This window comes from Nonomuraea gerenzanensis, from assembly GCF_020215645.1.
Lineage (GTDB): Bacteria > Actinomycetota > Actinomycetes > Streptosporangiales > Streptosporangiaceae > Nonomuraea > Nonomuraea gerenzanensis.
On the sequence record NZ_CP084058.1, the window covers coordinates 10,445,588 to 10,461,707 of the forward strand.

The 16,120-nt window shown below is 70.5% G+C and carries 17 protein-coding genes; 5 read left to right on the plus strand and 12 right to left on the minus strand.

Translation table 11 applies throughout. The annotated features are described in order from the left end of the window. Positions 1-2: 2 nt before the first annotated feature. Positions 3-644 (minus strand): class I SAM-dependent methyltransferase, encoded by a 642-nt coding sequence (locus LCN96_RS48590; RefSeq protein WP_225269181.1) that lies wholly within the window; start codon positions 642-644, stop codon positions 3-5. A gap of 74 nt (positions 645-718) precedes the next feature. Between LCN96_RS48590 and LCN96_RS48595 the strand changes: the two genes are divergently transcribed. Genes LCN96_RS48595 through LCN96_RS48605 form a run of 3 tightly spaced genes read left to right on the plus strand, consistent with a single transcriptional unit; the run spans position 719 to position 2,474 of the window. Continuing rightward, the gene (locus LCN96_RS48595; RefSeq protein WP_225269182.1) at positions 719-1,168 is read left to right on the plus strand and encodes a pyridoxamine 5'-phosphate oxidase family protein; all 450 of its coding nucleotides are present in this window, start codon (positions 719-721) and stop codon (positions 1,166-1,168) included. Between the two features lies 1 nt (position 1,169). Then, on the plus strand, positions 1,170-1,361 hold the full coding sequence (locus tag LCN96_RS48600) for a ferredoxin (protein WP_225269183.1): 192 nt from the start codon (positions 1,170-1,172) through the stop codon (positions 1,359-1,361). A gap of 27 nt (positions 1,362-1,388) precedes the next feature. Next, on the plus strand, positions 1,389-2,474 hold the full coding sequence (locus LCN96_RS48605; RefSeq protein ID WP_225269184.1) for a Zn-dependent alcohol dehydrogenase: 1,086 nt from the start codon (positions 1,389-1,391) through the stop codon (positions 2,472-2,474). A 45-nt stretch (positions 2,475-2,519) separates the two neighbouring features. Here LCN96_RS48605 and LCN96_RS48610 read toward each other — a convergent pair whose 3' ends face one another. The 9 genes from LCN96_RS48610 to LCN96_RS48650 form a co-directional block, all read right to left on the minus strand. Next, entirely contained in the window at positions 2,520-3,527 is a 1,008-nt protein-coding gene (locus LCN96_RS48610) for a sugar phosphate isomerase/epimerase family protein (RefSeq protein WP_225269185.1), read from the minus strand. Beyond that, positions 3,524-4,675, minus strand: coding sequence for a Gfo/Idh/MocA family protein (locus LCN96_RS48615; RefSeq protein ID WP_225269186.1), 1,152 nt, complete (start codon positions 4,673-4,675; stop codon positions 3,524-3,526). Before LCN96_RS48615 ends, LCN96_RS48610 begins: the two co-directional genes overlap by 4 nt. Before the next feature lie 17 nt (positions 4,676-4,692). Beyond that, complete coding sequence (locus tag LCN96_RS48620; protein WP_225269187.1) at positions 4,693-5,748, minus strand: ABC transporter substrate-binding protein; 1,056 nt, start codon at positions 5,746-5,748, stop codon at positions 4,693-4,695. Continuing rightward, positions 5,745-6,722 (minus strand): ABC transporter permease, encoded by a 978-nt coding sequence (locus LCN96_RS48625; RefSeq protein WP_225269188.1) that lies wholly within the window; start codon positions 6,720-6,722, stop codon positions 5,745-5,747. Before LCN96_RS48625 ends, LCN96_RS48620 begins: the two co-directional genes overlap by 4 nt. Positions 6,723-6,733: 11 nt before the next feature. Then, positions 6,734-8,218 carry a sugar ABC transporter ATP-binding protein gene (locus tag LCN96_RS48630; protein WP_225269189.1) on the minus strand — a complete coding sequence of 495 codons (1,485 nt, stop codon included), beginning with the start codon at positions 8,216-8,218 and terminating at the stop codon, positions 6,734-6,736. Positions 8,219-8,231: 13 nt separating this feature from the next. Beyond that, a complete protein-coding gene (locus LCN96_RS48635) occupies positions 8,232-9,389 on the minus strand; it encodes an ROK family transcriptional regulator (protein ID WP_225269190.1) in 1,158 nt (385 codons plus the stop codon). Between the two features lie 176 nt (positions 9,390-9,565). Beyond that, positions 9,566-10,438, minus strand: coding sequence for an SDR family oxidoreductase (locus LCN96_RS48640; protein ID WP_225269191.1), 873 nt, complete (start codon positions 10,436-10,438; stop codon positions 9,566-9,568). Between the two features lie 29 nt (positions 10,439-10,467). Next, positions 10,468-11,415 (minus strand): zinc-binding dehydrogenase, encoded by a 948-nt coding sequence (locus tag LCN96_RS48645; RefSeq protein WP_225269192.1) that lies wholly within the window; start codon positions 11,413-11,415, stop codon positions 10,468-10,470. A gap of 184 nt (positions 11,416-11,599) precedes the next feature. After that, the gene (locus tag LCN96_RS48650; RefSeq protein ID WP_225269193.1) at positions 11,600-12,658 is read right to left on the minus strand and encodes an MBL fold metallo-hydrolase; all 1,059 of its coding nucleotides are present in this window, start codon (positions 12,656-12,658) and stop codon (positions 11,600-11,602) included. A 45-nt stretch (positions 12,659-12,703) separates the two neighbouring features. Here LCN96_RS48650 and LCN96_RS48655 point away from each other — a divergent pair, with 45 nt between their 5' ends. Beyond that, positions 12,704-13,549, plus strand: coding sequence for a glutathione S-transferase family protein (locus LCN96_RS48655; protein WP_225269194.1), 846 nt, complete (start codon positions 12,704-12,706; stop codon positions 13,547-13,549). Here LCN96_RS48655 and LCN96_RS48660 read toward each other — a convergent pair. After that, positions 13,497-14,780 carry an MFS transporter gene (locus tag LCN96_RS48660; protein WP_225269195.1) on the minus strand — a complete coding sequence of 428 codons (1,284 nt, stop codon included), beginning with the start codon at positions 14,778-14,780 and terminating at the stop codon, positions 13,497-13,499. The two genes, LCN96_RS48655 and LCN96_RS48660, sit on opposite strands and share 53 nt — an antisense overlap. Then, on the minus strand, positions 14,777-15,343 hold the full coding sequence (locus tag LCN96_RS48665) for a winged helix-turn-helix domain-containing protein (RefSeq protein WP_225269196.1): 567 nt from the start codon (positions 15,341-15,343) through the stop codon (positions 14,777-14,779). The genes LCN96_RS48660 and LCN96_RS48665 overlap by 4 nt, the downstream gene beginning before the upstream one ends. Positions 15,344-15,416: 73 nt before the next feature. Between LCN96_RS48665 and LCN96_RS48670 the strand changes: the two genes are divergently transcribed. Continuing rightward, the gene (locus LCN96_RS48670; RefSeq protein WP_225269197.1) at positions 15,417-16,061 is read left to right on the plus strand and encodes a B3/B4 domain-containing protein; all 645 of its coding nucleotides are present in this window, start codon (positions 15,417-15,419) and stop codon (positions 16,059-16,061) included. Positions 16,062-16,120: the final 59 nt, after the last annotated feature.

The window sequence follows — 16,120 nt, forward strand, 5'->3', positions numbered from 1 at the left end:
GCTCAGACGCCGGGCCCGACGCGCTCCAGGACGCGCAGCGAGCCGGTCACCGACACCTCCTCGAACGCGCCGCTGTCGAGCGCCCGCCGGTACACCCGGTACGGCGCCTGCCCCCCGTCGGCCGGGTCGGGGAAGACGTCGTGAAAGACCAGCGCCCCGCCGGTCATCACGTGCGGCGCCCAGCCCTCGTAGTCGCGGGTCACGGGCTCCTCGGAGTGACCGCCGTCGATGAACAGCATGGCCAGCGGCGTGTTCCAGAGTGCGGCGACCCGCTCCGACCTCCCGACGATCGCGATCACCTCCTCCTCCAGCCCGGCGGAGGCGATCGTGGCCCGGAACGTCGGCAGCGAGTCCATCTTGCCGAAGCGGTGGTCCATCAGGGTCGGGTCATGGTGCGCCCACCCCGGCTGGATCTCCTCCGAGCCCCGGTGATGGTCCACCGTCACGACCACGGACCCGCTCTGGCGGGCCGCCGCGCCGAGATAGACGGCGGACTTGCCGCAGTAGGTGCCGATCTCGCAGATGGGACCGAGCTTGCCGTACCGGCAAGCCGTCTCGAACAGGGCCAGCCCCTCGTCGGGCGGCATGAACCCCTTGGCGTGCTTCGCCGCGTGCAGCAGCTCCGACGGCATCGTCATAGCCATGCACCCTAGCCGAACCGAATAACATTCCAGCCGCCTCTTGCAGGGCCGATCTGCAACCTGTTCTACTTGGCAGCGTGAATCAGCGCGCTCGCATCGCCATGTCGGACGACGAGGTCACCGCCTTCCTGGAGGGCTCGCGCAAGCTGCAGCTCGCAACCATCAACCGGGACGGCACGCCGCACCTCGTGACCATGTTCTACGGCCTGGACGAGGGCCGGATCGCCTTCTGGACCTACGCCAAGGCGCAGAAGACCCGCAACCTGGGGCGCGACCCGCGGGTGAGCTGTCTCGTGGAAGCCGGCGACGACTACGGCGAGCTGCGCGGCGTCCTGGTGTACGGCAAGGCCGTGCAGGTGGACGACCGCGACAGGGTCATGGCCATCGGCATGGCGGTCGCGCGCCGGATGACTCCGGGCGTATCGGATGAGCTGTTGCGCCCGTACGTGGAGAAAACCGGCGCCAAGCGGGTCGCGTACGTCGTCGAGCGTACGAAAGTGGTCTCATGGGACCACAGGAGGCTCTGAGATGAAGGTCAAGGTGGACGAGCTGGTCTGCGAGGCCAACGCCGTGTGCATGGGGCTCGCGCCGGAAGTGTTCGAGGTGGACGACGACGACCAGCTGCACATCCTGCTACCGGAACCACCCCCCGAGATGCAGGACCGCGTCCGCCACGCGGTCAGGTCCTGCCCGAAAGCCGCTCTGTCCCTCGAGGAATAGCCCGCAGGCAACGAGGAGGAACCCCCCATGCGCGCCGCGATCCTGCACGCCGTAGGCAACGACAAGCTCGACATCCGCGACGACGTCACCCTGGCCCCCGTCGGGCCGGCGGACGTCCGCGTCCGGATCAGGGCGACCGGCGTCTGCCACTCCGACCTGTCGGCCATGACCGGCGTGCTGCCCCAGCCCGTGCCGCTCATCCTGGGTCACGAGGGCGCGGGTGAGGTGGTCGAGGTGGGCGAGCACGTCACGTCGGTCAAACCGGGCGACCACGTCGTGATCAGCTGGCGCCCGGCCTGCCAGGAGTGCGAGCTGTGCGTGGGCGGCCAGCCGTTCCTGTGCATGAAGTACGTCATCGAGTCCTTCAGCAAGGGCAACTTCCGGCTCGGCGACGGCTCCACGGTGTTCGGGATGGCCGGGTGCGGCACCTGGGCCGAGGAGATCGTGGTGCCGTGGCAGGGCGCGATCAAGATCGACGACGACGTGTCGTGGGAGGCGGCGGCCCTGATCGGCTGCGGCATCACGACCGGCGTGGGCGCCGCGCTCAACACCGCGAAGGTACGCCCCGGCTCCACCGTCGCGGTGGTCGGCTGCGGCGGCGTCGGCCTGGCCGTCATCCAGGGCGCCCGGGTCTCCGGCGCCAGGACGATCCTCGCGGTGGACCCGCTGGAGTCCAAGCACGAGCTGGCCAGGAAGGTCGGGGCCACCCACGCGGTCACGCCCGAGCAGGTGCCGGAAGCGCTGAGCGAGCTCACCGGCGGCGGCGGCTTCGACTACGCCTTCGAGGTGGTCGGCAAGTCGGCCACGATCCAGAGCACCTGGCAGCTCGCCCGCCAGGGCGGCGACGTCATCGTGGTCGGCGCGGGCGCGATGGACGACATGGTGTCGATCTCCGCCTTCAGCCTGCTCTTCGAGGGCAAGAACCTGCTGTCCAGCCTGTACGGCGAGGCGGACGTGCGGCACGACTTCCCGTACTTCGCCAAGCTGCACAAGGCGGGCCTGCTCGACCTGGAGTCGATGATCAGCTCCCGCATCCGCCTGACCGACCTGAACGACGCCGTGGCGGCGCTCAAGGGCGGCGAGGTGCTGCGCCAGATCGTCCTGATGGACTGACGGGCGCGGGGCCGCCCCGATGCCTCAGGGCGGCCCCACAGCTCGCTACTCGGTGGAGAAGGCGGCGTCGAAGGCCGTCGCCGGCGGGGTGATGGAGTTGAGCTTGCGGATGTAGGCCAGCGCCTCCCTGGCCCCGTCGAGCCGGTCCATCCCGGCGTCCTCCCACTCGATCGAGATCGGGCCTTCGTACCCGATCGCGTTGAGTGCGCGGAAGCAGTCCTCCCAGGGCACGTCGCCGCGCCCCGTCGAGACGAAGTCCCAGCCCCTGCGCAGGTCGGCCCACGGCAGGTGCGACGACAGCCGTCCCCTGCGCCCGTCGCCGACCCGCATCCGCGTGTCCTTGCAGTCGACGTGGTAGATGCGGTCCTTGAAGTCGAGGATGAACCCGACCGGGTCGAGGTCCTGCCACACCATGTGGGAGGGGTCCCAGTTCAGCCCGAACGCGGGCCGGTGACCGATGGCCTCCAGCGTGCGCACGGTGGTGTGGTAGTCGTAGGCGATCTCGCTCGGGTGCACCTCGTGGGCGAAGCGCACGCCCACCTCGTCGAAGACGTCGAGGATGGGGTTCCAGCGGTCGGCGAAGTCCTGGTAGCCGGCCTCCACCATGGACGCCGGCACCGGCGGGAACATCGCCACCGTGTGCCAGATCGACGAGCCCGTGAAGCCCACCACGGTGTCCACGCCGAGCAGCGCGGCGGCGCGGGCGGTGTTCTTCATGTCCTCGGCCGCGGCCTGGCGCACCGACTCGGGGTCGCCGTTACCCCAGATGCGGGCCGGGAGGATGGTCTTGTGCCGCTCGTCGATCGGGTGGTCGCAGATCGCCTGGCCGACGAGGTGGTTGGAGATCGTCCACACCTTCAGGCCGTGCTTGTCGAGCTGGGCGCGCTTCTGCTCCACGTACGAGGGGTCGGCCACGGCCTGCGCCACGTCGAAGTGGTCGCCCGAGCAGGCGATCTCCAGGCCGTCGTAGCCCCACTCGGAGGCCAGCCTGCACACCTCCTCGAACGGCAGGTCGGCCCACTGTCCGGTGAACAGCGTGACGGGTCGCATCAATCCTCCACGTTCGTGTAGCGGCTGCCGTCAGCCGCGCTGCGCTCGACCGCCTCCAGCACCCGCTGCACCCGCAGCCCGTCGGCGAACGACGGTGACGGGTCGGCGCCGGTGGCGACCGCTTCCAGGAAGTCCTTGATCTCGTGGGTGAAGGTGTGCTCGTAGCCGAGGCCGTGGCCGGGCGGCCACCAGGCGCCGACGTACGGGTGGTCGGGCTCGGTGACCAGGATGCGCTCGAAGCCGCCGCCGTCCGAGCTGAACCACAGCTCGTTCATGGCCTCGAAGTCGAAGGCCAGGCTGCCGAGCGAGCCGTTCAGCTCGATGCGCATCGCGTTCTTGCGCCCGTTGGCGAAGCGGGTGGCCTCGAACGAGGCCACCGCGCCGCCCGACATCCGGCCGATGAACAGCGCCGCGTCGTCCACCGTCACCTCGCCCCTGGCGGCGGATCCGGTGGCGCCCAGGCCGGCCGACTCGGTCGCCAGCGGGCGTTCCTTGATGAACGTCTCGGTCAGCGCCGACACGCCCACCACGTTCTGCCCGGTGATGAACTGGGCGGCGTCCACGATGTGCGCGCCGATGTCGCCGAGCGCGCCCGAGCCCGCCTTGTCCTTCTGCAGCCGCCAGACCAGCGGGAACTCGGGGTCGACGATCCAGTCCTGCAGGTACTGTGCCCGCACGTGCCTGATCTCGCCGATCCGGCCCTCCTCGACGTACCGGCGGGCGAGCGCGATCGCGGGCACCCGCCGGTAGTTGAAGGCCACCATGCTCTTGCCCTGCGCGGCGGCGGCCGCCGCCACCATGGCCTCGGCCTCGGCGACGGTGTTGGCCAGCGGTTTCTCGCAGATCACGTGCTTGCCGGCCTGCAACGCGGCGATGGCGATCTCGGCGTGGGAGTCGCCGGGCGTGCAGATGTCGACGATCTGCACGTCGTCGCGCTTGACCAGCTCCCTCCAGTCCGTCTCGACGCCGGCCCAGCCGAGCTGCGCCGCGGCGGCCTCGGTGCGGTCCTTGGACCGGCCGGCGAGCACCGCCATGCGCGGCGCCAGCGGCAGGTCGAAGAACGCCCCGACGCTGCGCCAGGCCTGGGAGTGGACGCGGCCCATGAAGGCGTAGCCGACCATGCCCACGCCGATGGTGGTTCTGTCTGACATGCAACCCCCGATCAGGATCAGGATTCGAAGCCGAGTGACAAGTACTGCTCGACGTTATCCTTCGTGATGGTCTCGGACGCGAGCGTGATGGACTGCGGAACCTGCTTCTCCACCAGATCACTCATGCCCTTCGCCTGTGCTATCAGACGCGCCAGCTTGATCGCCGAGGAGGCCATGGTGGGCGAGTAGGTGACGGTGGCCTTGAGCACCGAGGTGCCCGACTGGATCTCCTTCATCGCGTTCAGCGAGCCGGCGCCGCCCACCATGATGAACTCGTTGCGGTTGGCCTCCTTGATCGCGGCCAGCACGCCCACGCCCTGGTCGTCGTCGTGGTTCCAGAGCGCGTCGATCTTCTTGTGCGCCTGCAGCAGCGAGGTGGCGACCTCGTTGCCCGTCTCGACGGTGAACTGGGCGTCCTGCTGCGCCGTGACCTTGAACCCGTACACCTTGAGCGCGTCGGCGAAGCCCTTGCTGCGGTCCTGCGTCAGCGGCAGCGTGGCGATGCCCTGGATCTCCACGATCACGGGGTTCGTCACGCCCTTGGCCTTGAGGTCCTTGCCGATGTAGTGACCGGCGGCCACGCCCATGCCGTAGTTGTCGCCGCCGACCCAGGTCCGGTAGGCCAGCTTGTCGGGGAAGATGCGGTCCAGGTTGACCACCGGGATGCCCGCCTCGGTGGCCTGCAGCGCGACCTGGTTGAGCTGCTGGCCGTCGTTGGGCAGGATGACCAGCACGTTCACCTTGGCCGCGATCAGCGACTCGACCGCGGAGATCTGCTGGTTGATGTCGTTGGTCGGCTCGACCGGCTTGAACTCCACGTCGGTGTACTGCTTCGCGGTGGCCTCGGCGTTCTTGGCGATGGCCGCGATCCAGCCGTGGTCGGCCGCGGGCGCGGAGAAGCCGATCGTCACCTTGGTGCCCGGCTGGTCGTTGCCGCTGGCCGCCGGGGCGGGCGCGGGCGCGGCGCTGGTGGGGCTCGCGGCGGGCTCGTTGCTGGTGCAACCCGCCGCTAACAGCGCGGCTCCGCCGAGTCCGCCGATGAGGAATCCCCGGCGCGCGACGTTGTCACTCATGGTGCTCTCTCCTTCAGATTCCGCCGCTGGAGAAGGACGGCGACGACGATGATCAGGCCCTTGGCGATCAGCTGGTCGCTGGTGTTGAGGCCGTTGAGGATGAACAGATTGGTGATGACGGTGAAGATCAGCAGGCCCAGGATCGAGCCCACGATCGTGCCCCGGCCCCCGGTGAGCAGCGTGCCGCCGATGATCACGGCGGCGATGGCGTCGAGCTCGTACAGGTCGCCGTGGGTGGAGGAGCCCGTGGTGGTGCGAGCCATGATCAGGATGGCCGCGATACCGCAGCACAGGCCCGACAGCGCGTACAGCAGCATCGTGTGCTTGCGTACGTCGATGCCGGCCAGGCGGGCCGCCTCCGGGTTCCCGCCGACCGCGTACGTGCGCCGCCCGAACGTCGTGCGGTTGAGCACGATCCAGCCGAGCACCACGACCAGCGCGAAGATGTAGACCAGCAGCGGGATGCCGAGCCACCGGGTGGTCGACAGCTCCACGAGCGCGGAGTTCTCCTGCTGGATGAGCTGGGTCTTGCGGTCCGACATGCGCTGCGCCAGCCCGCGCGCGGCCACCAGCATGGCCAGCGTGGCGATGAACGGCACCATCCGCCCGTAGGAGATGAGTAATCCGTTGACCAGCCCCGCCCCGGTGCCGACGAGGATCGCGCAGACGGCCATCACCACCGGCCCGTAGGACTGCGTGGCAAGCGTGGTGGCCCACACGCTGGCCAGCGCCATGATCGCGCCGACCGACAGGTCGATGCCGCCGCCGATGATGACGAACGTCATGCCGACCGTGATCACGCCGATCGTGGCGGCCAGCGACAGGATGCTGACCAGGTTGGAGGCGGTGGCGAAGTTGTCGGGCCTGGTCACCAGGCCGACGACCACCAGCAGCGCCAGCGCGCCGAGCAGGCCGAGATGGCGCATCTCGCTGACCCCGCGGATCGACGGCAGTGCCGGTGCCGTCTTCGTCATGGGCTCGCCCATCAGGCCGCCCTCCCATTCATGATCATGTCCAGTACGCGGTGCTCGTCCAGCTCGGCTGCCTCTCCCTCGTGGATGACGACCCCTTCACGCAGCACCAGCACGCGGTCGGCCAGGCCCAGCACCTCGGGCACCTCGCTGGAGACCAGCAGCACGCCGATGCCCTGCTCGGCCAGGTCGTGGATGACCGCGTACAGCTCGGCCCTGGCTCCGACGTCCACGCCGCGGGTCGGCTCGTCGAGCAGGAGCAGCTTGCGGCTGCCGAGCAGCCAGCGGGCGAGCACGGCCTTCTGCTGGTTGCCGCCTGAAAGGGTTCTGATCGGGCGTTCGGGGTCGGGGGGCCGGATGTCCAGCATCTCCGACAGGCGCTTGGCCTCGCTCCGCTCCCGCTTGCGGTCGATCCAGCCGAACCTGGCGAAGCCCGGCAGGCTGCCCAGCGTGATGTTGGCCGTCACGCTCTGGTCGAGGAGCAGGGCCTGGGCCTTGCGTTCCTCGGGGGCCAGGCCCATGCCGCGCCTGACCGTGCCGACCACGTTGCGGCGCATCGGGCGGCCGTCGAGCACCACGCGGCCCGTGGCGGGGCGGGCGCCGTACACGGCCTCCAGGATCTCCGAGCGGCCCGAGCCGACGAGCCCGGCCAGGCCCACGATCTCGCCCGCCCGTACGGAGAACGAGACGTTCTTGAAGACGCCCGGCGAGGTCAGGTCCTCGACGCGGAGCACCTCCTCGCCCGGCTCGCGCGTGCCCTTGGGCGGGAAGACGTACTCGACGTTCCTGCCCGTCATGAGCGAGACGATCTGCGTGGTCGGCGTGTCGCGGGCGGGCAGGCCGACCGCGACCGTGCGCCCGTCCTTCAGCACCGTCACGCGGTCGCCGATCTCGCGGATCTCCTCCAGGCGGTGGGAGATGTAGACGACGGCCACGCCCTGGGCGGTCAGCTCGCGGATGATGCGGAAGAGGTTGGCCACCTCGTCGTGGGCGAGCGCGGCCGACGGCTCGTCCATGATGATCAGCCGGGCCTCGTGGGAGAGCGCGCGGGCCATCGAGACGACCTGCTTGGCCGCCGGCGACAGCCGCCCGACCTCGACCGAGGGCCGGATCTCGGGGTGGCCCAGGCGCTCCAGCACCTCGCGGGCCGCGCGCCGGTCCGCGGCCCTGTTCACGAAGCCGAGGCGGGAGTGCTCGTGGCCGAGGAAGATGTTCTCGGCCACGCTGAGGCCGTCGACCAGGTCCAGCTCCTGGTAGATGGTGGCGAAGCCGAGCTTGATGGCGTCGATGGGGCTGCCGGGGCGCACCTCGGAACCGTTGAACGAGATCGTGCCCTCGTCCGGCTGGTGCACTCCGGCCAAAACCTTGATCAAAGTGGATTTGCCGGCGCCGTTCTGGCCGAGCAGGCAGTGCACCTCGCCGGCCCGTACGTCCAGATCGACCCCGTCCAGCGCGCGCACGCCGGGGAACTGCTTGACGATGCCCTTCATGACCAGCATCGGGAGGTCCCTTTCAGGCGTTGACGATGCGGTTGATGTTGTCCGGTGACAGATAGTGCTCGATGGCGAGGATCCCGGCGCCGAGCGCGGCGGCGTTGATCCCCGTACGGCTGGGCGTGATGGACAGGTGGTGCGTGGCCAGCGGCAGCGATCTGCGGTAGACCGTCTCCCTGATCCCGGCCAGGAGGTGCTCGTGCACCCGCGACAGCGCGCCGCCGATGACGATCACCTCGGGGTTGAAGAAGTTGACCAGGCTGGCCAGCACCTCGCCGATGAGCCGGCCCGCCTCCCTGACCAGGCGCAGCGCCTGGGTGTTGCCCGACTGGACGAGAGCCACCACGTCGGCGCCGGTCTCGGCCGGCAGGCCCAGCTCGGTCAGCCGCCGCGCGATGGCGGCCCCACCGGCCACGGCCTCCAGGCAGGCGCTGTTGCCGCACCGGCAGCCGGCGTCCTCGTGGCCGCTGACCCGGATGTGGCCGATGTCGCCGGCCGAGCCCTGGGCGCCCCTGTGCAGCTTGCCCTCGGCCATGATGCCGCAGCCGATGCCGGTGCCGACCTTGACGAACAGCAGGTGCCTGGTGTCGGCGAAGGCGCCCCGGTGCTCGCCCAGGGCCATCACGTTGACGTCGTTGTCCACCAGGACCTCGACGCCGCCGAAGTACTCGGGGATGGGGTAGTCGTTCCAGCCCGGCATGATCGGCGGGTTGTTCGGCCGGCCGGTGGCGAACTCCACCGGCCCTGGAACGCCGATCCCGACGGCCCGCAGGGCGCTGCGGGGCCGACCCGCCTGCCCGAGCAGGTGGTCGAGCCGCTGGTCCACGTGCGCGAGCACCTTCTCGGGGCCCTCGCCGATCAGCAGCCCGTCCTCGCACTCGGCCAGCACATCGCCCGAGATGTCCATGAGAGCCACCCGGCAGTGGGTGGCGCCCAGGTCCACACCCGCGAAGGCGTGGTCCTCGGTGTGCAGGCGAAGCTGGCGCGGCGGGCGCCCGCCCGTGGACTCGCCGCTCTCGGTCTCCTCGACCAGGCCGCGCTCGATCAGCGCGTCCACACGCTGGGAGATCGTGGAGCGGGCCAGGCCGGTGAGCCTCGCCAGATCGGAACGGGTCGTCGCGGAGCCCGCACTGATCAGCGTCAGCACGTCGCCGGCGGAGCCCGGCTGGGGGGTCATGCCGCGACAATAAGATCACCGAAGTGGCAAATCAAGAGTGAGGATCGACCAAACTCCCCCAACTTCCGCCGAAGATCGAACAAAGCCCGCTTATTACCCCATTTGTCCTAGAACGCGAAAGCGCCGGCCCCCGTTCACCCGGGAACCGGCGCGTCACCTTCCGCCGATCCGGCCGGCTAGAGCATGGCCTTCATGGAGTCGGCCGCCGTCAGCACGTACGGCTGCTCCGTCATCACCGACCCCCAGTTCTCCGCGATCGACTCGGGCGTCAGGTCGTCGCTCTTCCACCCCGGCCCCTCGGCCACGAACACCCGGGCCACCTTGCCGCCGCCGACCGTGAACACCTCGCCACTGGCCTCGCACGACTCGTGCACGAGGTAGGCCACCAGCGCGCTGACCCGCTCCGGCGTGAACTTGGCCTCGAACTCGGCCGGCAGCAGCGCCTCGGTCATCCGGGTCCAGGCCACGGGCGCGATCGCGTTGGCCTTGATGCCGTTGCGCGCGCCCTCGATGCCGAGCGTCTTGGTCAGGCCGACCAGGCCCATCTTGGCGGTGGAGTAGTTGGCCTGGCCGAAGTTGCCGAACAGGCCGGCGGGGCTGGAGGTGTTGACGACCCGGCCGTAACCCGCCGCCTTCATCAGCGGGTACGCCGCCTGGCTGACCAGGTAGGAGCCGCGGACGTGCACGGCCAGCACCGCGTCGAACTCCTCGACCGTCATCTTCCCGAACGACTTGTCACGCAGGATGCCCGCGTTGTTGACGACGATGTCGACCTTGCCGAACGCGTCCACCGCGGCCTGGACGATGGCCTGGGCGCCCTCGGGCGTGGCCACGTTGTCGGTGCTGGCCACGGCCTGGCCGCCGTTCTTCGTGATGAGGTCGGCCACCTCGGCCGCGGGGCCCGCCGAGGCGCCCGTGCCGTCGAGCGCGCCGCCGAGGTCGTTGACGACGACCTTGGCGCCCCGCTCGGCCAGCAGGAGCGCGTGCGACCTGCCGAGGCCGTGCCCGGCCCCCGTGATGATCGCGACCCTGTCATCGAACCGAAGCATCGAACCTCCCAGGCGAGGAGAACAACATTCTAGTCCTCAGTACGATAACCGCCCCTACCCCGGGTTTCGAGGTCGAAGACCGCCTTTCCGCGTACGCGTCGCCCGCGCAGCGCGTCGGCCGCCTCGGCGAAGCGCTCCCAGGAGCCCCGCCAGCCGATCTCGGGCACCAGGGCGCCCTCGGCCGCCAGCCGGACCAGCTCGGCCAGGTCGCCGGCGGCGCCGAACTCGTTGACGTACGACGTGAGGGTCTTGGGCGGCCCGACCGTCGCGTACGGCGGGAAGACGGCCGGCCGCCCCGAGGTCCAGCCGACGGACTGCAGGCTGCCGCCGGGCGCGAGCAGCTCCCACGCCCTGACCAGGTGTGGCCCGCCGACGTTCTCCACCACGACGTCCACGGGCTCCTTGACGTCGTCGAGCCCCACGACGACCTCGCCGGCACCGGCCTCCACCAGGCCGTCGCCACGCGCGGGCGCGCCGACCGAGGCGATGACGTACGCCCCCGCGCGGGCGGCGAGCCGCACGGCGTACCGCCCGACGCCGCCCGAGGCGCCGGTGACCAGCACCCGCTTGCCCGGCGCGACCCCGGCGGCCCGCAGCGAGCGCAGCGCCGCCAGCCCGGCCGTGGGCAGCGCCGCCGCCTCGGCCAGCCCGAGGCCGTCCGGCACGGTGGCCAGCGCCGACACCTCGACGGCCACCTGCTCGGCGAACACGCCCTGCGCGAAGAGCACGACCCGCGTGCCGGCGGCGGGGCCGGTGCCGTCCGCCGCCTCCCGCAGCACGACGCCCGCCGCGTCCAGGCCCAGCGGCGCACCGGCCGGGACGCGGCCGGAGGTGACGTCGTTGAGGTCGGCGTAGTTCAGCGAGGCGTGCAGCACCTCCACGAGCACCTGGCCGGGCCCGGCGACAGGGGTGGCGATCTGCCCGAAGGCGAGGCCATCGGGGGTGGACGGGTCGACGATGAGGGCGCGCGTGGCCATGGGCCGCTCCTTGGGACGAGTGGGGCGTGACGACAAGAGAGACATTAGCAGATAGTTTTGTTGCAGACTATCTACTTCTCGCCTTCCTGGCCGGATTCCGCCGCCTTCGCCATGCGCCGCCTTCGCCATGCGCCGCCTTCGCCATGCGCCGCCTTCGCCATGCGCCGCCTGGCCTACCGGTGGGTCAGGGCAGGCGCCACAGGTCGGGCTCGCCCGCCTCCTTGACCACCCGCCCCTTCGCCTCCAGCCACACGAGGTGCGCCAGCGTCTCGTTGTTGGCCGAGCGCCGCATGAACGGCGGGATCGTCTCCCACGGCCGCGACCACGTCAGCCGGGTGGCCACGTCCCAGCAGGCGACGGCGCCGGCCGCGCCCACCACCTGCTCGATCTCGGCCAGGCGCTCGTCGTGGTGGGCCATGACGGTGTCCACCCGCTCGGTCAGCTCCATGAACCGGTACTCGTGCGCGGGCAGCACCTCCTCCACCTCCAGCTTGCGCACGGCGTCCAGCGAGTCGAGGTAGTCGGCCAGCGGGTTCGGGCCCGACTGGGGGTGCACGGCCACGATGGGCGTGATCTTCGCCAGCACGTGGTCGCCGGAGAACAGCACCCTGCGCTCCGGCGAGAGGAAGCACAGGTGGCCGGGCGAGTGGCCGGGCGTCCAGATGGCCCGCAGGTCCCAGCCCGGCAGGTCGAGGTCGTCGCCGTCCTCGACCAGCCGGTCCGGCTTGGCCATCGCGACCAGGTGCCTGATCCGCATGGAGGCGCCCGCCAGCTCGTCCAGCGTGAGGTCGGGGACGCCGCAGCGGCGCAGCAGCTCCCGCTCGCGCCGGACGAGGGAGTCGATGGCCTCGTCGTCGTAACGCTCGTGGACCAGGCGGGCGTCGGCCGGGTGCAGCGCGATCCAGGCGCCCGAGCTCTCCCTGACGCGGCCCGCCAGGCCGTAGTGGTCGGGGTGGATGTGGGTGACCAGGACACCCTTGACGTCGGTGATCGCGTATCCGGCCACGGCCAGGCCCGCCACGAGCGCGTCGTACGCCTCGTCGGTGTTCCAGCCGGCATCGATGATCACCACCCCGCCGGGCAGCTCCAGGACGTAGACGAGCACGTACCGGAGGGGATTGATCGGGATCGGCACGGGCACGGACCACAGACCCGGGCGCACCCGCTCGACCTCGGGGAGCGCGCCGCCGACCCACGCCTCCCGCTGTGCCGGGTTCGCCGGGGTCACCACAAATTTCGCCACACACCCGAATATAGTTCTGCGTCCGAATCATGTTCTACTTGGGTCATGAAGCTGAGCCGCGAGATCTCCGATGATGGCCGCTTCGTCCGGCAGCCGAACCGTTTCACGGATCGGCTCGGCCCTCCCGAGCCCGGCCGCTACCGGGTCTACGCGTCCTACGCCTGTCCGTGGGCGCAGCGCGTACTGATCGTCCGAAAGCTGCTGGGCCTGGAGGACCTGCTGGACGTCACGATCGTCGATCCCATCCGCGACGAGAAGGGCTGGCGGGTCCCCGGCGGCGACCCGGAGTACCTGTCAGAGCTGTACCACGCCACCGACCCCGGCTACTCCGGCCGCTACACCGTCCCGTGCGTCTGGGACGTCAGGCAGGAGCGGATCGTCACCAACGACTTCCCGCAGATCACCCTCGACCTGGAGACGTCGTGGGGGACCTCACCCAACCTCTATCCCGAACGCCTGCGCCCCGACATCGACATCATGAACGACCGCCTCTACCACGGGCTCAACAACGCGGTCTACGAGGCGGGCTTCTCCCGTGACCAGCAGGTCTACGAGGAGGCGGTGGCCCGGGTGTTCACCACCCTCGACTTCCTGGAGGTGCGGCTGGCCGAGTCGGAGTTCCTCTTCGACACGCTCACCGACAGCGACGTGCGGCTTTACACGACCCTGGCCAGGTTCGACTCCGTCTACTACGCGCACTTCAAGTGCTCGGTGCGGCGGCTGACGGACTATCCGGCGCTGTGGGCGTACGCGCGCCGCCTCTACGCGATCCCGGCCTTCTCCGAGACCACCGACTTCGACCAGATCAAGCGCCACTACTACGTCACCCAGACCAACATCAACCCGACCCGGATCGTGCCGGTAGGGCCCGAGCTGGACTGGAGCCTGTAGGCGCGGGCATCCGCACGAACAGCAGCACCGAGGTCAGCATCACGACGGCGGCGACACTCCAGGCGGCGGCGAGGCCCGCCTGGGCGGCCACCGAGCCGAGCGTGAGATTGGCCGCGATGCCGCCGGACTGCAGGGCCAGCGAGCTGGTCGAGGTGACCGTGGTGCGCTCGGCCGCGGTGACGGCGTTGTGGGTGAGCTCCAGGCACAACACGGCCGTCACCGCGCCACCGACGAAGAGGCAGACGTAGGCGAGCCCGGCGCTCACCATCCCGGGCAGGCCGCTCAGGCCCGCCGTGCCGGCCAGCGCGCCGACGGACAGCGCGGTGAGCACCGTGCCCGCGATCGCGCCCCTGGCGGAGCCGCCCGCCAGCCGCGCGGCTCTGGGCGCGAGCGCGCTGCCCAGCGCGCTGCCCGCGAACCCGAGCGCCGCCACCACGGCGTAGACCAGGCTGCCCTCCTCGGCCGTGCCGGCGAGCTCGGCCAGGCGGCCTGGCGTGAGCAGCTCGATGCTCGTCAGCACCACGCCCGACGCGGCGGCGGCGAGCATCAGCCTGCGCAGCATCGCGCCGCCCAGCGCCAGCCGGACGCCGCCCGCCACGGTGGCCGGCACCTCGCGCAGCACGCCCGCCAGCGATCTGCGCTCGTGCGCCGGCTCCGGCAGCGCGAAGACCACCACGATCAGCAGGACGAGGGCCGCCATCGCGCCCACCAGGGGCGGCGCGGCCAGCGGGAGCATCAGCGAGGGCGGCACCAGGAGCGGCAGGGCGCCGCCCGCCAGCACCCCGACGCACAGGGCCACAGACTCCATCGTGCCGCCCCTGGCCAGGCCGGGCCTGAGGTCGGCCCCGTGGCCCTCGACGCCGTGCAGCGTGTCGACGTACCAGGAGGTGGCGGGACCGCTGGACAGCGCCCGCGCGACGCCCTTGCACACCCCGCTCAGCAGGAACATCCAGAACGTGGTGGACACGCTCATCAGCGCCAGCCCCGCGACGGTGAACGCGGCCGAGGCCGCCAGCACCATCCGCCTGCCGACGACGTCGGCCAGCCCGCCCGTCGGCAGCTCCAGGCTCACGGTCACGACCGAGAACACGGTCACCACCAGCCCGATCCGCGCCAGGCCGAGGCCCCGCTCGGTCATCAGCAGGACCATGGTGGCCATCATGATCCCGGGCGGCAGCCAGGTCAGGAAGCTGACCAGCATGTAGCGCCGTAAGGCCGATCGCGCGGTCACGGCTCCTCCCTCCGTTTACGGGGGAAGCCCCCCACCCAGACGTGCACGAGCTGCGTGCCGGCGGCGCCCTCGTGCCGCGCGGCCAGCTCGGCCAGGAGCTCCCCGGCACGCGCGGTGAACTCCTCCAGCGCGGCCGGCGGCAGCTCGGCGAGGTGGTCGCTCATGCCCGCGGCCGCCGTCCACGCGGGCGACCAGTCACCCTCGTCGAACTCCTCGATGACCTGGCCGAGCAGGTCGGCCTGGAGCAGCCGCATGACCTTGACCGTCTCGCGGCCCTCCGGCGTCACCGCCATCTCGCGGCTGTTCCACGAGGTGTAGCGGTGCCGGGCCCGCCAGCGGCGCTCGCGGCCGTCGCGCTGCTCGGGGTCCTCCTCGATGAACCCGTACTTGAACAGCTCACGCAGGTGGTAGCTGGTCGAGCCGGAGCTCTCGCCGACCGCGCGGCCCAGCTCGCTGGCGGTGGCCGGGCCGTCGGAGCGCAGCAGGCCGAGCAGTCTGGCCCGCAGCGGGTGCGTGACCACCCGCAGCACCTGCGGATCGCTGATCTTGTAACGCTCTTCCACGTCTTCACGGTAGATCGCAAAGACGATTTTGCAAAGGGGATTTTGCGGTTTCGGCGCTCCCTAGACTGTGGGGATGCTCGACGACATCTGGGTGGACGACTCCGTCTTCGCACTTCGCCCCGACTTCGCGGTGCTCATCGTGACCGCGCACGGCCTGCGCAACGGCCCCACCGACGACCGCTCCCGGGCGTGGCTGGAGGCCGCGTCGGCGGTGGAGGTGCAGACGGACAAGATCGACGCGTGGAAGGACGCCTACAAGGCGTTCGGGGCCAAGCCGCAGCGCACCCGCCCGTCGGTCGACGCCCTGACCCGGCGCATGCCGCTGCCGGAGATCAACCAGGTCGTCGACGCGTACAACTCGATCAGCGTCAAGCACGCGCTGCCGATCGGCGGCGAGGACCTCGACCACTACGCGGGCCCGGCCCGCCTGGTGCGCGCGACCGGCGAGGAGACGTCGGAGGAGGCGCTCGGGCAGCCGGAGCCCGGCGAGGTGATCTGGCGCGACGACATCGGTGTCACCTGCAGGAGATGGAACTGGCGCCAAGTGGTGCGGACCCGTCTCACCGAGGAGACGACCAACGCGATCTTCCTGCTGGAGCGGCTGGAGCCCATGTCGCTGGAGGAGCTGAAGCAGGCCGGCGAGGAGCTCTCAGACCTTCTGTCCGAGTTGTCCCCCGAGGTGCGCATCGCCAGCAGGCTCGTGACCGGCGGGAAATAAACCTCATGTCGAGGTGTTGATACCAAAGAGTAATAATCGCTACCGCACCCCGGATTGAC